Annotated in this window: 15 protein-coding genes; 5 read left to right on the top strand and 10 right to left on the bottom strand. The window is 56.7% G+C overall.

The window, feature by feature from the left end; translation table 11 throughout:
* The first annotated feature begins 78 nt into the window (after positions 1 to 78).
* Entirely contained in the window at positions 79 to 2,682 is a 2,604-nt protein-coding gene (locus tag KJI95_RS07365; RefSeq protein ID WP_214506535.1) for a glycosyl hydrolase family 18 protein, read from the top strand.
* 274 nt (positions 2,683 to 2,956) lie between these two features.
* On the opposite strand, the gene bamJ is transcribed toward KJI95_RS07365, so the two are convergent.
* The 4 genes from bamJ to KJI95_RS07385 form a co-directional block, all read right to left on the bottom strand.
* Positions 2,957 to 3,427 carry a BamJ family beta-barrel-assembly machinery protein gene (gene bamJ / locus KJI95_RS07370; RefSeq protein WP_214506536.1) on the bottom strand — a complete coding sequence of 157 codons (471 nt, stop codon included), beginning with the start codon at positions 3,425 to 3,427 and terminating at the stop codon, positions 2,957 to 2,959.
* Positions 3,428 to 3,540: 113 nt separating this feature from the next.
* On the bottom strand, positions 3,541 to 3,891 hold the full coding sequence (locus tag KJI95_RS07375) for a DUF1294 domain-containing protein (protein WP_214506537.1): 351 nt from the start codon (positions 3,889 to 3,891) through the stop codon (positions 3,541 to 3,543).
* Positions 3,892 to 3,921: 30 nt separating this feature from the next.
* Complete coding sequence (locus tag KJI95_RS07380; protein WP_214506538.1) at positions 3,922 to 5,145, bottom strand: DUF418 domain-containing protein; 1,224 nt, start codon at positions 5,143 to 5,145, stop codon at positions 3,922 to 3,924.
* A gap of 106 nt (positions 5,146 to 5,251) precedes the next feature.
* Positions 5,252 to 6,199 (bottom strand): sodium-dependent bicarbonate transport family permease, encoded by a 948-nt coding sequence (locus KJI95_RS07385; protein ID WP_214506539.1) that lies wholly within the window; start codon positions 6,197 to 6,199, stop codon positions 5,252 to 5,254.
* Between the two features lie 137 nt (positions 6,200 to 6,336).
* Here KJI95_RS07385 and KJI95_RS07390 point away from each other — a divergent pair, with 137 nt between their 5' ends.
* Positions 6,337 to 7,311 carry a LysR family transcriptional regulator gene (locus tag KJI95_RS07390; protein WP_214506540.1) on the top strand — a complete coding sequence of 325 codons (975 nt, stop codon included), beginning with the start codon at positions 6,337 to 6,339 and terminating at the stop codon, positions 7,309 to 7,311.
* A 60-nt stretch (positions 7,312 to 7,371) separates the two neighbouring features.
* On the opposite strand, the gene KJI95_RS07395 is transcribed toward KJI95_RS07390, so the two are convergent.
* Positions 7,372 to 7,965, bottom strand: a complete 594-nt coding sequence (locus tag KJI95_RS07395) for a DUF4124 domain-containing protein (protein WP_214506541.1) — start codon at positions 7,963 to 7,965, stop codon at positions 7,372 to 7,374.
* Between the two features lie 240 nt (positions 7,966 to 8,205).
* Positions 8,206 to 8,451 (bottom strand): hypothetical protein, encoded by a 246-nt coding sequence (locus tag KJI95_RS07400; RefSeq protein ID WP_214506542.1) that lies wholly within the window; start codon positions 8,449 to 8,451, stop codon positions 8,206 to 8,208.
* Positions 8,452 to 8,483: 32 nt separating this feature from the next.
* Here KJI95_RS07400 and KJI95_RS07405 point away from each other — a divergent pair, with 32 nt between their 5' ends.
* Together KJI95_RS07405 and KJI95_RS07410 are read left to right on the top strand one after the other, a co-directional pair.
* Entirely contained in the window at positions 8,484 to 9,086 is a 603-nt protein-coding gene (locus tag KJI95_RS07405) for an acetate uptake transporter (RefSeq protein ID WP_214506543.1), read from the top strand.
* 186 nt (positions 9,087 to 9,272) lie between these two features.
* Entirely contained in the window at positions 9,273 to 9,728 is a 456-nt protein-coding gene (locus tag KJI95_RS07410) for a DUF4156 domain-containing protein (protein ID WP_250885694.1), read from the top strand.
* Here the strand turns inward: KJI95_RS07410 and KJI95_RS07415 are convergent.
* Entirely contained in the window at positions 9,676 to 10,203 is a 528-nt protein-coding gene (locus KJI95_RS07415) for a DUF4124 domain-containing protein (protein ID WP_214506544.1), read from the bottom strand. The genes KJI95_RS07410 and KJI95_RS07415 overlap by 53 nt on opposite strands.
* Positions 10,204 to 10,469: 266 nt before the next feature.
* Here KJI95_RS07415 and KJI95_RS07420 point away from each other — a divergent pair, with 266 nt between their 5' ends.
* Positions 10,470 to 11,435 carry a bactofilin family protein gene (locus KJI95_RS07420; RefSeq protein WP_214506545.1) on the top strand — a complete coding sequence of 322 codons (966 nt, stop codon included), beginning with the start codon at positions 10,470 to 10,472 and terminating at the stop codon, positions 11,433 to 11,435.
* Between the two features lie 139 nt (positions 11,436 to 11,574).
* Here the strand turns inward: KJI95_RS07420 and KJI95_RS07425 are convergent, their stop codons facing one another.
* The 3 genes from KJI95_RS07425 to KJI95_RS07435 form a co-directional block, all read right to left on the bottom strand.
* Positions 11,575 to 12,459, bottom strand: a complete 885-nt coding sequence (locus tag KJI95_RS07425; protein ID WP_214506546.1) for a universal stress protein — start codon at positions 12,457 to 12,459, stop codon at positions 11,575 to 11,577.
* Positions 12,460 to 12,661: 202 nt separating this feature from the next.
* On the bottom strand, positions 12,662 to 14,116 hold the full coding sequence (locus KJI95_RS07430; protein ID WP_214506547.1) for an insulinase family protein: 1,455 nt from the start codon (positions 14,114 to 14,116) through the stop codon (positions 12,662 to 12,664).
* A complete protein-coding gene (locus tag KJI95_RS07435) occupies positions 14,113 to 15,747 on the bottom strand; it encodes a M16 family metallopeptidase (protein ID WP_214506548.1) in 1,635 nt (544 codons plus the stop codon). The genes KJI95_RS07430 and KJI95_RS07435 overlap by 4 nt, the downstream gene beginning before the upstream one ends.
* Positions 15,748 to 15,857 lie beyond the last annotated feature (110 nt).

The following is a 15,857-nucleotide window of genomic DNA, read 5'->3' on the forward strand; positions in this document are numbered from 1 at the left end:
CTTGTTGTCGGCATCTGCCGTTCCTGAAGGCGCTTTGCCTTGCCTTATTGAAAATAAAAAACCAATAAGGACAAAGACATGTTTCTCACTAAACCCTCAGTAACCGCGCTCGTGGTGGCGTCGGCGCTTGCCGCGCCTGCCATGGCCGCCAAACCCGGAAAACCGGCGCTCGCCTGGGGCGAAACCAAGTTTTCCATTATCGAAATCAATCAGGCGGCTACCGCCTACAACCAGCTGGTCACGGTAAAGGATGGCGCCGATGTATCTGTGAGCTGGAACCTCTGGAGCGGCGAAGTGGGCACCACCGCCAAGGTGCTGCTCGATGGAGTTGAGCACTGGAGTGGCCCATCCGGCGCCTCCGGCACTGCCAATTTTAAAGTAAATAAGGGCGGCCGCTATCAGCTGACCGTGGCCCTGTGTAACGCCGAAGGCTGCACCGCCAGTGATGCGCGTGAAATTCTGGTCGCCGATACCGATGGCAGCCATTTGCAGCCCCTTAACGCGCCGCTCAAAGAAAACAACAAACCCTACGCCAACAAGTCCGGCAAGGTGGTGGGCGCCTATTACGTCGAGTGGGGCGTGTACGGCCGTAAATTCACCGTGGATAAAATTCCGGCCCAGAACCTCACCCACCTGCTGTACGGCTTTACCCCCATTTGCGGCGGCAATGGCATTAACGACAGCCTGAAAGAAATCGAAGGCAGCTTTGAGGCGCTGCAGCGCGCCTGTGCCGGCCGCGGTGATTTTAAAGTCGCCATCCACGACCCATGGGCAGCGGTGCAAATGCCACAGGGCAATCTCTCCGGTTGGGATGAGCCTTACAAGGGCAACTTCGGCAACCTGATGGCGCTGAAAAAAGCCCATCCGGACTTAAAAATTCTGCCATCGGTCGGTGGCTGGACCCTGTCCGATCCGTTCTTTTTCTTTGGTGATAAAGCCAAGCGCGATGTGTTTGTCGCCTCGGTTAAAGAATTCCTGCAAACCTGGAAATTCTTCGATGGCGTTGATATCGATTGGGAATTTCCGGGCGGCCTCGGTGCCAACCCCAAGCTCGGCAGCCCGCAGGATGGCGCAACCTACGTGACCTTGATGCAGGAACTGCGCGCCATGCTGGATGAACTCGAAGCCGAAACCGGCCGCGAGTATCAGCTCACGTCTGCCATCAGTGCCGGTGACGACAAGATTGCCAAGGTCGATTATCAGCAGGCTCAGCAGTACATGGACCACATCTTCGTGATGAGCTACGACTTCAACGGCGCCTGGAGCAACACCGAGCTTGGCCATCAGACTTCGCTCTATGATGCCTCATGGGACCCTGACACCCGCTACACCACCGACAAGGGCGTTAAAGCGCTGCTGGCTCAGGGCGTAACGCCGGGCAAACTGGTGGTGGGCGCTGCCATGTACGGCCGTGGCTGGACCGGTGTCAGTAACTACAGCGGCAGCAATCCTTTCACCGGCACCGCCACCGGCCCGGTTAAAGGCACCTGGGAAAATGGCGTGGTGGATTACCGCGACATAGTCAACAACCGCATGGGCAGCGGCTGGCAGCAGGGCTACGACGAAGTGGCCGAGGCGCCATGGCTGTTTAACCCATCCAGCGGCGACCTTATCAGCTACGACAACGAGCGCTCGGTCAAGGCCAAGGGCCAGTATGTGCTGGCCAATCAGCTCGGCGGCCTGTTCGCCTGGGAAATCGATGCCGACAACGGCGATATCCTCAATGCCATGCATGAGGGTCTTGGCCATGGCAGCGGCACCACGCCACCTGCCAACAAGGCGCCCATTGCCAACGCAGGCAGCGACGTCAGCGTAACCGGCCCTGCCGATGTGGCACTGAATGGCTCAGCATCCCGCGACCCAGAAGGCGGCGCGCTGAGCTACAGCTGGAGCCAGACCTCGGGTCCGGCCGTTGCCATCAGCTCGGCTGACTCCGCCAATGCCAGCATCGCCCTTGGCTCAACCGATGCCGATGTAAGCTACGTGTTCAGCCTTAAGGTCACAGATCCGGAAGGCCTGTCTGCTACCGATTCAGTGACTGTGACCAACAAGGCCGAAACGCCAAACCGCGCGCCTTCGGTGAGCCTCACTGCGGCGGTATCGGCCGAGTCCGGCGCCTCAGTGAGCATTGCGGCCAGTGCATCTGATGCCGATGGCGATGCGCTGACGTACCAGTGGACTGTGCCTGCGGGGCTCAGCGTTTCTGGCCAGAATAGCGCCACTTTGGTGGTAACGGCGCCTTCGGTGACGGCTGACACCCAATACAACATCAGCGTGTTGGTATCTGACGGAGCACTGGATGCGACCGCTGCAACCGTGCTGACGGTGAAGGCCAAGTCCGGTGGCGGTGACACCGGCGGCTGCAGCGTCACTGACCCAAATGCCGGTAACTTCCCTGCCTGGTCAGCTGCTGCTGTTTACAATGGCGGCGATAAAGTGAGCCACAATCAGCTGGTATGGCGCGCCAAGTACTGGACTCAGGGCAATGAGCCAAGCCGCAGCGCCGATGCGTGGGGGCTCGAAAGTAACGTTGCTCTTGGTTGGGATGCAGCGGTTGCCTACAACGGCGGCGCTGTGACTTCCCACAAGGGCCGTAACTGGAAAGCTTCCTGGTGGACCAAGGGCGAAGAGCCGGGCGTTGCCAGCGTGTGGACGGATGTGGGGCCTGCGAGCTGTAACTAATCAAGGTTCCTGTTTTGCTGCCGGCTCAGGGTAAGTGACTGGGCTGGCTCTTGCCTCTGATGGCATCAGCCCATAAGCGTCAGTTCAAGTAGCACTAAACCAATAGCTCAAAACAAAAAAGCGAAGGCATTGCCTTCGCTTTTTGCTTTCGTGTTTTATGGGGCGCTGACGACATCGCGCTTTTATAACACTGCGCTTTTAACACATCACGCCTTTATAACATCGCGCCATTATAAGCCTGCGAATAATTGCAGGAATTATCGCTTATGCGCACTTATTCGATGGCAATCAATTCGACATCAAAAATCAGCACCGAGCCGCCGGAGATCTTACCCACGCTGCGGTTGCCATAACCCAGATTTGCCGGAATGAAGAAGCGGAACTTATCGCCTTCTTTCATCAGTTGCACCCCTTCGGTCCAACCTTTGATAACCCGGTTCAGTGGAAACGAGATGGTTTCGCCGCGATCAACCGAGGAGTCAAACACTGTGCCATCGGTCAAGGTGCCGTGGTAGTGCACCCGCACTGTGTCAGTTGCGCTTGGGTGACGCTCGCCGCTGCCTGTGCTCAGTACTTCATATTGCAGGCCGGACGCTGTGGTTTTTACGCCGTCGCGTTTGCCGTTTTCGGCCAGAAATACCGCGCCTTTTTCTTCATTGGCTTTAGCGGCTTTTTGGCTGTTCATCGAGGTAAAAAAGTAAAACACAACGCAGGCAATCACGACTACAGCAAGTACAACTTTCATGGGCGAGGTTCCAGTTAGATGGTGAAAAAGTGTGGCGCTATGGTACGGGCTCGGCCGCTGTCGGTAAAGCTGTGGCGGACAGGCAATTTAGCACGGCAAAACAGGTTGCTGGCTCAGAGCGGTGCCTGAGGCCAGACAAACAGACGGATGAGTGCGGCTGCCACCACCAAATGCAGCGCGGTTACACCGTAAAACAGCCATAAAAAGCTGCGCTTGCTGGTTTTATGGCGAAACAGTGCCATGGCCAGCATGGCACCGGCAAAGCCGCCGAGAAGGGCGAGGCCGAGCAGTTTGCGCTCCGGGGTGCGCTGGTTGTCTTTGATGGCGGCGCGTTTATCCAGGCCGTAGCTTGCAAAGCTTATCAGCCCCAGTGCGCCGTAAGCACCAAGCAGCCAAAGTGGCAGCCAGTTCAGTGCTACCCCGAGGGCTAGCAGCAGATAAAACAGCAAAGCGGCAATCAACATGGTATGGCAGTCCTTTGATTATGCATTTGATTATTGGTCAGTTCCGGGTGAGGGATTGGATGTCGCCAATCCCGGGCGTGTGTGCTGGCCTGTGGCAAGGCGGCGCCACAGCCACTCAAGCGGCCCCTGGCGGGCAAACTTTAAATACACAGTGGCTATCAGTATCTGGCACAGCCCCCAGCCAAGGGCGGCGAGCAGATAATCGATGCGGTTAAATTCAAGCAGCCACTCGGGGAAGAGATAGCGAAAAACCAGCACGCCCACAATGGATTGCAGAATATACAGCGACAGCGCAAGCTTTCCGACCCGCTGCAGCGTGGCGAGGCGGTTTGGATGTTGGCGCTGTATGTGGATGATTGCCAACGCATACAGCAGTGAAACCGGAATAGCGGCAAATATCACTGTTACCTGTGAAATGGCCTCAAGCCAGGGGTGGCTGCCTGCGTGGCAAAAAAGGTCCAGCGCAACCAGCGCCAGCGCCAGCAGCAACAGCCGCACTGTGTCAGTAGTCGATAAGCCATGGCTGAAAAAATCACTGCGATACAGCCACATGCCAAGCATCATCATGCCCGCCATATACCAGAGCATGGCAAAGGGCAGGGCGAGCAGATTCATCGCGGCCATCAAGGTAAGGTGCTGGATAAGCTGCTCGGGGTAGCTGCCAATCCAGGGGGCGAGGGCGGCGATAAACTCATCGGTGCCGCGCGCGGGCAACTCTTCGCCCATCAGCATGGTGGCAAACACCAGCAATACGCTAAACCCCAGCGCGAGAAATTGCATCGCCCGGCGTTTAAGGTGATTAAGCTCGGCGCCAAGGTAATAAATTGCCACCATGGCCGAGAGGCCGTAACTGAGCAGCACATCCCCGGGCCAGATAAACAGGCCATGCAGCAGACCAAACAGCATCAGCACCTTGAGGCGGCGTTTGATGGGGTTAAGGTTTGGCTGTGCTGCTGGGTGCGCTTCGAGATTTACTTCGCTGTTGCCCGCGGAGCTTGCGCGGGCAAACTGAATCGCCAGCCCGACACCAAACAGCAGGGTAAAGAGACCGATAAAACGGCCTTCAAAAAAGATGCGGCTCACGAGTTCAAGCAGCGGGTCTCCCGGCGCGGCAGGGGAGGTTTTGGCATAACCATCAAGAGTATTGCCCATAAAGAGGATATTCATCAAAAAAATACCCAGCACAGCCAGGCCGCGAATGGCATCGATATGGGGACTGCGTTTGGGTGGTGCTGCGGTGTAACTGGCTGACATCCAATGTATTCCTGCTGTGGCTTCCTGCTGGGGCTTGCTGCTCCGTTGGTTAATGCCAGCCTATCATAAAAATCAAAGAGTGGGTCACAGGCCCGCTTTTTAAGAATTAAAACATCATCTTTTCAATCCAGTGCTGATAAATCGGCAAGCCTATCAGCACGTTTATCGGGAAGGTGATCCCCAGCGATGCCAGCATCGCAAGGCCAATATTGGCATCGGGGATGGCGGCGCGGATCGCCGCCGGTGCAGCGATATAAGAGGCGCTGGCGGTGAGTCCTGCCAGTACCAGCACCGAGCCTGCGGGCAGGTCCATGGCGATGCCGGTCGCAATCCCGACCCAGGCGAGCACAAAGGGCGTGATGGCGGCAAACAGCATCAGACGCCACTGTTTCAGTGGCAGCGGAATGCACACCTTGGCAGTCACCAGGCCCATTTCCAGCAAAAACAGCGCCAGCAGGGTTTTAAAGCCGCCAAGCAGCATGGGCGCCAGCGGCTCAAGCCCCTGCGGACCATAAGCCCAGCCAATCAGCACGCCGCCAAGCAGCAGCACCACGCCGCGGCTGGTCAGGGATTCGTGCAGCAGATTGCCGCTGCTTTGGCCCTGATTGTCACCGCTGCGGGTAAGTTTGCGGTGCAGCCACAGCATGATGACGATGGCCGGCAGTTCAAGCAGCACCAGATACAGGGTGGTTTCGGGGCGAAGCTCCCAGCCAATGGATTCGGTGAGCGCCAGCACCACCGCAAAGGTGCCTGCGCTGACCGAGCCGTAGTGGGCCGCAATACTGGCAGAGTCGGAGGTGTTGAGCTTGACCAGCTTATTCAGCACCGGAAACAGCGCCAGCGGGATGATAAACCCAAGCCCTATCACGGCAACCAGCTCCAGCGGCTGCAGGCTGGCGGTTTGGCCGTGCAGCGCCATGCCGCCCTTGAGGCCCAGGGTCAGCATCAGCAAAATCGACAGGGTTTCGTAGATGGATTCAGGCACTTTCAGATCTGATTTCATCACCCCGGCTAGGAGGCCCAGGGCAAAAAATGCGATAACAATATCCGGCATGTCTCTCTTCTCCGTTTAGGCGGGTTTACGCGGCTCGCTCACCGGCACATTCCCTAAGTTCAACGGTTGGCGATTCTGCCCTGATTTGGTTATATTGAAAAATAAATTTTAACCAAGCAATGTATAGATAAGTATCAATGATCAATCCCCGCCTCAAGCACCTGAGCATACGTCTGCTGGAAGTCTTTATCACTGTGGTGCGCCTTGGCAAGGTGTCGGCCGCTGCCCGCAGTTTGCACCTTACCCAGCCGACCGTGTCGCTGCAGCTTAAAAAAATGGCTGAGCTTGTGGGCGCGCCTTTGCTTGAGAGCCGGGAAAGCAGCATGGTGCCCACCGAAGTTGGCCAGGAGGTGTACCGCGCCGCCTGCGATTTGCTGTCGCGGCTTGATGATTTGGACAGCTTCCTTGGCGGGGTGCGTGAGGGCAGCGCCGGCCACATCCGCATCGGACTTGTGACCACTGCCAAGTACGTGATGCCGCGAATTCTCGGGCCTTTTTATCGCCGCTTTCCCGGGGTGCAGGTGACACTGAGCATAGGTAACCGCGCCCATGTGCTGAGCCGCTTTGAGCAGCAGGAAGACGATTTGTACCTCTTCAGCCACCCGCCGGCGGGCGAGCGGGTGTTGGCTTCACGGATCATTTCCAATCCACTCAGGCTGATTGCGCCGGCGGATCACTGGGCGGTGGGCCAGAAAGGCTTAAGCTTTGATGCCCTTAAAGCCGAGCGCTTTATCATGCGTGAGCCGGGCTCTGCCACCCGGATGATGTTTGAAAGCTGGCTCAGCGCCCGCGGAATTGAGCTCAGTGACACCATGCAAATTGAGAGTAATGAGGCAATTCGCCTGAGTGTGGCGTCGGGGCTTGGGCTGTCGGTCATTTCGGCCCACACCTTAAGTGAAGGCGACCTAGGGCCTGAGAAACCCGCGGTGCTGGATGTGGCAGATTTTCCGCTTCGCAGTAACTGGTATCTGGTGGCGCGGCGCGACAAGCGCCTGCCCCAGAGTGCGCTGCGGCTTATCCGTTTTATGGCCGAAAATCTCGGGGACTGTATCGACCCAAGGTACGTGGCCGACAATATCGACAGCCTTAACAAGGTCTTCGGCAAAGAATAGCGAGTCGAAAACCCGACATGGATAATCGAGAGCCCGGAGTCGGGAACGGACGCTTTAGGCTCAGCGCACCAGAGTGGACTCCATTTCGCCATCGGCGGTCTGCCACAGGTATTTGATTTCATGCCGGTTAACGCTCAGCAGTGTGCGTTGGCGGCTGGATGTTTTGTACTGGGTCTTGGTTTCGCCGCTTGGCAATTGGGCCGTTTCGCTCACCACCTGAATATGCAGTATGTTGCCGGCGAGGCGCCAGCTCCCCTTGATGGTGAGTGTGTTGCCAAGGAGTTTGCCATAGCGGCTGTAGCTGCCGTCGGGTTTGAATTCTTCATAGAGGTCGTTGAAGTCTGTCACCCGCCACCGTCCAAGGAGCAGTTTTCGGTCAAACACCGGTGTATCGCCAGCGCGGGCTGGGTTATCGCCGCTGGTGTCATCAGCGCTGTTGGCGGCCACGCCATCAGGATTGGGGCCACTGTTATAATCAACCACCACCGCCTCGGTGGGCAGCCCTTTATCGCTCAGTTTGAGCTGCTCGGGGGCGTGCTGGGTTTCGGGTTTATCGCCGAAATGCACCTTGCCGTCTTTGTCGACCCACTTGTAAATGTTCTCGGCCGTGGCGGCTGCCGATGGCAGCAAGGTCAGCAGCGATGCGAGCAACATCCATGATTTTATTCTTGAGTTCATTCCTGATGGCATTCTTGGTTTCTTCCTTGCGTTCATCCTTGCTTCCATCCCTGCCTTTATTCCTGAATCCATCCTCAGTGTCCCTTAACTCGTCGGTAAAGCCTGCGTTATTGTCAGTAAAGCCAGCGGTATTGTCGGTTTAGCCGCGGCGGCTGTCAAAAAGGGTACGCGCGAGGGTAAAAAGGCTGGGCTTGGCGGGCGCAAAGCAAGACGTTTTCACCTTGATATTTTCGCCGTGGCCGCATCATCAATCCGGCGGTAAATACGCCAGGTCAATGATTTTGAAACCATAAATAAAATTGTATCTAACTTGTTGAAATTATGTGTTTTGAGATAAATCAAAGCCGCTGTTTTCAGCGATTGTGTTTTGATTTTGGCTCTTCTAAAATGCGCCGCCTTCAGTGCTGCGGCCAGTGTTATTTTTGTGCTGGCAGGCGCATAACAGTTTCCAGCCGTGGGCACCCTTGCCGGCGGCTTTTACTCAGGAGTTAACTATGTCCACCCCGCTCGCCAATCCCGCCCCGCTGGGGCTGATGGGTTTTGGCATGACCACCATTTTGCTCAACATCCATAACGCCGGTTTCTTTCCCATCGATGCCATGATTTTGGCCATGGGTATTTTTTACGGCGGCCTCGGGCAGGTGATTGTCGGCATTATGTGTTTTATGCGTGGCGATACCTTTGGTACCACCGCCTTTACCTCTTACGGCCTGTTTTGGCTCACCCTGGTTGGGCTGATTTTGATGCCAAACGCCGGCGTGGCGGCAAGCCCTGCATCCTTTATGGGCTGGTATCTGGCGCTGTGGGGCGTGTTTACCGGCTTTATGTTTATCGGCTCGCTGCGTTATGCCCGCATCAAACAGTTTATTTTTGGCTCGCTGACCGTGCTGTTTTTCCTGCTGGCGGCCCGCGATTTTACCGGCAGTGAACTCATCGGCACCATCGCCGCGTGGGAAGGCATCATCTGTGGCGCTTCGGCCATTTACTTTGCCATGGCACAGGTAATCAACAATGAATACGGCCGCACCATACTGCCGATTGGCGAGCTTAAGCCAAAGGCCACTGTGGCGGCAGTGAGCAGCGCCAAAGCGGCCTGATTGCCAACCCAGACCAATAGCCAAACGTAAGATAAAGGTAAAACGCCCTGATAATTCAGGGCGTTTTTGTTTGGCATTTATGTTTAGGGTTTGTCTCTAACCTGCGCTGGCTCTCAGAATGGTAATGCGATGCTGTTGATGCGCGGCGAGCGTGGGTAGACTGCGCGCTTTTTTGGAGGCGCGGCCATGAATATGCTGAAACAGGGCGCTCTGCTTGGCGGAGCACTGCTCACGTTAAGCGGGTGTATTACTTTTCCCACCGACGATTCGAATCAGGTGAAGGTGCTGTGGGACAATCCGCCGGCGCTGGCCCAATGCCGCCATCTTGGCTCTGTTATCGGCTCACAGGGGCATTTTTACGATTACTGGCTGCACGCCGACCGCGACATGCTGTGGGGCACCCTCAATGAGATGCGCATCAAAACGGCGGCCATGGGCGGCGATACCCTGTATCTGTATCAGCCGCTTGGCTTTATTGGCTCTGTGACCATGCATTGGCAATGCCTATCAGTGCGGGGCCGCGGATGTGAGCGATGTAAGCAGTCGCTGATACTGCTGGCGTCCGCGCTGACCTATGTTCGGGCGCGGCTTATGATCCCGTGCGGGTCATGGTCGCTTCCTGACCGTCTTTGCCTGCACTGATGTAGTTAATTTTGCTGCTGCTGATGTAAATAATCTTGCGGTCATCTACCTTGGACTCGGTACTGGTTTTGCTTTTGCCGTAGCCAGATGAAACGGTGCGGTGCAAGGTGATAACAAGACGGTTGCCATTCAGTGTCCAGCGGCCGTGCATCTCGACCTTTACGCCGATAATGCTGGTGGTGCCCATATAACTGCCATCACCGCCGAAGTATTCGTCCACGTCTATATCGGAGCTGTCGGTCCAGCGGCCAAGGATTTGGCTTTTTTCGGGGGTGAATTTTCTGCTGAAGCTCGGTTCATCGGCATCTGCATCGGCTTTGATGCTGTTTTTGGGTTTGACGGCTTCGGCATTATCGCCGGGTCTGTCGCCAAAATGTACCTTGCCGTCTTTATCTACCCACTTGTAAATCTCTTCGGCTGCAACCTTAGGTGGAAGCAGTATCAGTAGTGATAATGTCAGCAGGTAACGAAGCACGGAAGACCTCCTTGTTATACCAATGCAGCCGAATGATTTGGCCGATGGTTATTCCTTGTTGTTTGATTGCACTCGTATTTTCTGTGGCTTTAACACCATTGTCCAGCATAAACGCATATGTTTGGTCCGGTTGGCGCCATGGTTTACAGCAGTATCTGACCTGCGGGCTTTGCCCTTTAAAACAAATGAGTTAACATTTGCGCCACAAAAATAGCGCACAACAACAATAACTGATGGGTAACAGGGATATGAGCAAAGCACAGGGAATGACATTTATTGGCACTGGCACCCGGCTTGAGGGTGAGTTGGTGCTGGAAAGTGCCGCCTTGGTGGCGGGTGAGCTGCGTGGTCGCATCAGCTCCAGCGGTCAAATCAAAATTGAATCTACGGGCGTGATTGATGGCGAGCTGAATTGCCACGAGCTGCGGGTGTGCGGCACCTTTCGCGGCAAGCTCAGCTGCCAGAAACTTATCATCGTCAGTGGCGGTGTGGTTGAGGGCGAAGTGGCCAGCAACGAAATGGAAATTTTCGATGGCGGTCAGTTCCTTGGCAGCCGTACCCGTGGCCCGGATGTGGTGCCGTTTTCAGCTGAAGCCAGCGCGGCATTGCCAGCTGAGGGCAGTTTCCCGTTCAAAGCCGTTGCTGCCCTGGTGCTGGTAACGGCGCTGGGTGTTGCCGGATATACGCAGACTGGCCTTAAGCAAACCCTGGCATCGACCTGGCAGTCGCTGACTGAAGCCTCTACATCGACTGTTACTACAGGCGGCGATAACCTTAGCGCACAGAACTCAAGCGCTGGCAATCAAAGCTCTGGAAATCAAGGCGCTGAAAGTCAAGGCGCTGAAAATCAGGCCGCAGCAAGCGCTCTCAGTGGTGGCATGAACAGCGCTGCCGACGACATGGGGCTTGCGGATGCTAATGCCAGCGGCAATGATGCTGCAGCGCCAGCCGATGGTGAATTTTATCAGGAAGACAGCGAGGCCATGGATACCGCCAGTGCGCTGCTGCTTCAGCAAAGCCCGCTGGAAGAAAACGCGCTGGGGCAAAATGGCACTGAGGTTGCAGCTGAGCCTCTGAACGGTTTGCAAGCACAGCCGCAAGGGCAGTCGCAAGGTCAATCACAAGATCAGTCTCAGATGCTGTCTCAAACGGAAAGCCAAATGTCGCAAACGGCCGGACAGGCGCCGTCGGCTGCGGTGGCTGATGCCAATCAGGCCGATAATCGCCGCTAAGGGTAAACACGGTTTAAAAAACGCGGCGATGCCGCGTTTTTTATTTTCTGAGCATTTTTTTGTAAAGAGTCGCCTCGCTTTGAACTGGCGGTCTTTTTGGGGCTGCAACAGCCCCGAGTGGTCTTGGTTTAGGTTGGCATCAGTGCAGCAGATTGGACGGTTTCAGTGCCAGCACATCGCACCTGAGTTGATTCAGCAGCTGCTCAGAAGCGCGGCCCTTCATGGCGCTTAGCATACTGGTATGTTCATTGGCGCCCATCACCACCAGATTACTGTGCCAGCGCCGTGCGGCCTCGGGCACCATGTCATCGGGCAGCCCAGCGGCGAGGTGCAGGTGATTATCTTCTATTCCCAGATGGCCCGAGGTTTGGCGCAGGCGCCGCCACTGCTCGCTAATCTGGTCGTGGTGCTCGGCGGCGTTAAAATCGAACGACACGCTCATGTCGCGGGCGTGGTAACAGCTCAGCAAATGCATGTCCATGCGAAAGAGCTGCGCCAGCTCGTCTGAAATATCCAGCAGCTCGCGGTTAAATTGCTGATGCTGAGTGCCCTCGTCTTCTACCTCCAGCGCCGTGAGCAGATTGCCCGCATCCAGCCAGGGCTCGGCGCTGACAAACAGCACCGGCAGCGGCGATTGTTGCAGCAGTTGCCAGTCTTCTGAGTGGCTGAATTCGAGTTTCAGCGCCGAATATTCATGGTGCTCCAAAATCAGCAGATCGTAGTCACGCTGGCTGAGCTCATTGAGCACGGCGCAGGCAAGGCTGGGGGCATGGCAATGTTTAAGGAGAAGATGCAGGTCTTTATCCGGGTAGATGGGCTGTTTTTGGCGTTGGTGGCTGATGGCGTGGCAGGGAGTGAGTAACTGCAATATTTTGGCGCCGATCCCGTGCTCTTTGGGCAGGCTTACCCGCAGTACGGTCAAATCGGCATGGCTTTGGTTGGCAAATTGCACCGCCTTTCGAAGCGCAGGCTTTGCCTGGTGCCCATCGTCGGTGGCGACAAGCACCCGTGAAAAACGACACATGTGATAGTCCTCTTTGCTGGATTAACTGAAAATCCATTTCAGAAAATTTTAGTGTGTCATTTCGACGTGCACTAAATACCCTTTTGGACTTGCAGCCCTTGAGAATAGCGGCTTTTGGTCTGTGTAGCGGCTTTAATTGGTGCGTTCTTTGCCCGCATCCGCGAGGGCTCTCAAAGGATGAAAACAGCGAGGGCGATTGCGCTCACTCCGGCAGTTTACTCAGCACCTCGATGTGCCAGCCTGGCAGCTTTGCTTCAAAGTCGGCGCGAATGACATCGGCATCCCCTTTGATAACCACCAGTGGCGGCGTGGCAAGCACTGTGGATGCGAATGTGTTGAGCGCGGTTCGGTCCAGCAGTGCCTGCGGCGGCGCCGGAAAGGGCTTGCCGTGGATGCGGGCATCGACCCAGTTTGACAGTGCGCCGGTGCTGCTGCTTTCAATCAGCTTTTGCTGGCCGCTTAGAAAGCTTGAAAGCATTTCAAGCTCAGCATCACCCGGCGCGCTTTGCGACAGCAGCGTCAGGTGGTCGAGTATGCCGCGCACAAAGGCGCCGGCACTGGCGTTGGCGCTGGCACCGTAAAACTTGAGGGTGCGGGCGAGCGGATTGTCGATACAGCTGCCGTACACGCCATAGGTGAGACCGCGCTGGCTGCGAAGGTCGTAAAACAGCCGGCCACTCTGACTGCGCCCAAGCAGTGCCGCAAGGGCGCGGCAATCGCGGCTGCTGCCCTGTGGCGACAAACCATAGCCTATGCGTACCTGCGCCTGCACCTGGCCGGGGGCATCGAGTAAGTAGAGCCGCTTTGGTGAGGCTACCATCTTGAGCAGTGAAGGCGTTTCAGCTGTATTCTTTGGCGGTTCAGGCGCTGGATTTGATGACGCTGATTGTGATGACACTGGTTGTGATGAGACTGGTTTTGATGAGACTCGACTTGATGAGAAGGGCGCCGTCGCCAAGCCATTGTCCGCGGCGCTTATCAGCAGCACCGAGGCGCTGGCGCGAAACGCAGCGAGGCGCTCGGCGAGCACGGCCTGATTGCCATCAAAGGGGCTGTCCAGCTCAAGATAAGGATGACCTTTTCCAAGAATGAGTTTTGCCCATAAACGGTCGATATCATTACCGCTGAAGGCATCGATGTGGCTGGCAAGCTTTTGCTCGCGAAGGATGCGGCGATACTCTTGGTCACTGAGGCTTTCGATGCTGCTCATCAGCGCACTCGCGCGCTGAGATAACTGCTCAGGTGAATCGCAGCCGCTTGAAAATCGAAGGCTATGTGGGCCTGCGCTAATCTTCAGCATTTCGGCGCAGCCATCGCCCGCGAGTGCCTGCTGGCGGGCGTTTGCCAATAAGGCGCGCGCGGCCATGGCTCCATGGATAAAGGGGGGGGCGCTGGTAAAAAGCAGCTGATTTTCGCCAAGGCGTGGGTCGGCGGCGCGATCAATGCCGTCATCGCCATGCACAAAAGCAAATTTGGCTGGCTTTGGCGCGGCAATGTGTGGAAACGGCGGCAGCCCCGGATTAGCTTCGGCGCTGAAATCCGCAAGCTTGGGCGGCAGGGCCGCATCAAAGCTCAGTTGAGTGTGCTGACAGCCGATTAACGCCGCGAGCATGGCAGCGCTAAGGCTTAATCTGGCAAGGCGCTTTGATAGCTTCACAGTGCCAGCTCCTCCAATCCATCGGCCCAGCCCGCGGGCAACCATTCGAGTAAGCCTTTGGCGGCGCTGCTGTACCAGGCGGGAAGTAAATCGAGCCGTACGGTTTTACCCTCAAAATAGCGGGCCGCAACCCGGTTAAGGTCGGCGGCAGTGACAGCGTTTATCCGCTGCCAGGGCGCGGCGAACGGGGCGCTGGCATCTAAAGGCGCAATGGCGCTCAGATGCTGCGCGGCATAGCCATCGTCATCAAGCTCCTCAAGATAGCGGTTGAGCCAGAGGGCTTTAAGCTGGCACAGCGCCTCGTCGCCAAGGCGCTGCTGCGCGGCATCATCAATCAGCCCGTTAATGCCATCGGCAAGGGTATTGAGGCTCACCCGCGCCCGAGGCACCAGCACCAGATTGGTCATGCCGTGCTGCGCCATATCAAGGGGCAACGACTGGGTGAGCAGGGTTTGGTCGCCGCTTATGCCAGCGCGCTCAAGGCCGCTTGCGATGCGCTGAAACAGATGCAGTTCCAGCAGGCGGATAGCGGCGGCGTCGGGATGTGTTTTGCCAACCGTGTGCCAGGCGAGCAGCAGGCCAGGCCAGGGCGCACGGCTATCGCTGATACTGCCATGGCTTGCCTTAACCGGGCTGAATGCTTCCTCAGGGCTGCCTCCTTGCTCAGGGCTGTATGGCACTGGCGTGCCAACGGGCGGCGCCGCGTGTGGTAATTGGGGTTCGCTGCCATTCCAGCTGTCATGCCCGATACTATGCCCGATACTATGCCCGTTGCCCTGCCAGTTACCAAAGTAGCGCTTTACCAGTTCGGCGGTATCCGGCGCCGTATCGACTGACTTGTTTTCAATCGAAGTTTCCTGCGTTCCCGCTGCCGGTTTCCCTATTTCCAATTGCCCTGTATCCATTTTACCGACGAGCGCCATCGTCAGGTTTGATGGCTGGTAATGGCGGCGATGAAAAGCCATCAGGCTTGTGGGCGTTGCCGCCTCTATATCTTCGCGTGAGCCGATGATGGCGTGCTGGTACGGCGTGTCTTTGGCCTGCTTGAGCAGATACTCCATGGCCGCACGAAAATAGGGTTGGTTGTCTATGGTCTGCGCCATTTCCGCCAGCACGGTTTTTTGCTGATTCGCGAGTGACTCTGTCGAAAGCTCGGGCCGCTCAAAGCGATCGCGCTCCAGCGCCAGCACAAATTCAAGCCCTTCGGCGGGAAAACGGCTGTAGTAGCGGGTGTCGTCAAAACTGGTGGTGGCGTTGAAGCTGCCGCCCATGGCGTTCATCAGCTGGCTGTAATTATCGCCCGGGGCAAGTGCGCTGCCTTTAAACAGCAGGTGTTCAAACAAATGGGCCCAGCCGGTTTCGCCGCGCTGCTCGTGGCGCGAGCCTACTTCAAAGCGGCTGGCGAGGGTGATGGTTTGGCTATCGGCTCTGGGCAGCAAATACAGGGTTATCCCATTATCAAGCCCTAACGGGCGAACGGCGGCATCGAGCTTATAAAGCCGCTCAGCATCCGGCCCGCAGGCGGTGAAGCTTGCCTCGGCACTAGCCCCTGCATCAGGTATCAGCATCAAGGCTGTGATGACGACTGCCGCGCTGATGCTACTGAACCTGCGCCCAAATGCAGTCGTCATGGCGCTTCGTGCGCGTTGCTGTGAGCGGCGCATACAGCCGCAAAGATGGCGCGACAGCCGCAGCCACAGACTGATTGAATTGATTGATATTTGAGCGGTCATAGTTGTCG

This window comes from Shewanella jiangmenensis (genome assembly GCF_018596335.1).
Taxonomy (GTDB): Bacteria; Pseudomonadota; Gammaproteobacteria; order Enterobacterales; family Shewanellaceae; genus Shewanella; species Shewanella jiangmenensis.

Coding starts and splice junctions, on each gene's coding strand:
- KJI95_RS07380 (WP_214506538.1), bottom strand. CDS start 5,145: ATGTCAGCCAGTTACACCGCAGCACCACCCAAACGCAGTCCCCATATC.
- KJI95_RS07410 (WP_250885694.1), top strand. CDS start 9,273: ATGAATATGCTGAAACAGGGCGCTCTGCTTGGCGGAGCACTGCTCACG.
- KJI95_RS07365 (WP_214506535.1), top strand. CDS start 79: ATGTTTCTCACTAAACCCTCAGTAACCGCGCTCGTGGTGGCGTCGGCG.
- KJI95_RS07435 (WP_214506548.1), bottom strand. CDS start 15,747: ATGACGACTGCATTTGGGCGCAGGTTCAGTAGCATCAGCGCGGCAGTC.
- KJI95_RS07405 (WP_214506543.1), top strand. CDS start 8,484: ATGTCCACCCCGCTCGCCAATCCCGCCCCGCTGGGGCTGATGGGTTTT.
- KJI95_RS07395 (WP_214506541.1), bottom strand. CDS start 7,965: ATGTTGCTCGCATCGCTGCTGACCTTGCTGCCATCGGCAGCCGCCACG.
- KJI95_RS07385 (WP_214506539.1), bottom strand. CDS start 6,199: ATGCCGGATATTGTTATCGCATTTTTTGCCCTGGGCCTCCTAGCCGGG.
- KJI95_RS07420 (WP_214506545.1), top strand. CDS start 10,470: ATGACATTTATTGGCACTGGCACCCGGCTTGAGGGTGAGTTGGTGCTG.
- KJI95_RS07425 (WP_214506546.1), bottom strand. CDS start 12,459: ATGTGTCGTTTTTCACGGGTGCTTGTCGCCACCGACGATGGGCACCAG.
- bamJ (WP_214506536.1), bottom strand. CDS start 3,427: ATGAAAGTTGTACTTGCTGTAGTCGTGATTGCCTGCGTTGTGTTTTAC.
- KJI95_RS07375 (WP_214506537.1), bottom strand. CDS start 3,891: ATGTTGATTGCCGCTTTGCTGTTTTATCTGCTGCTAGCCCTCGGGGTA.
- KJI95_RS07390 (WP_214506540.1), top strand. CDS start 6,337: ATGATCAATCCCCGCCTCAAGCACCTGAGCATACGTCTGCTGGAAGTC.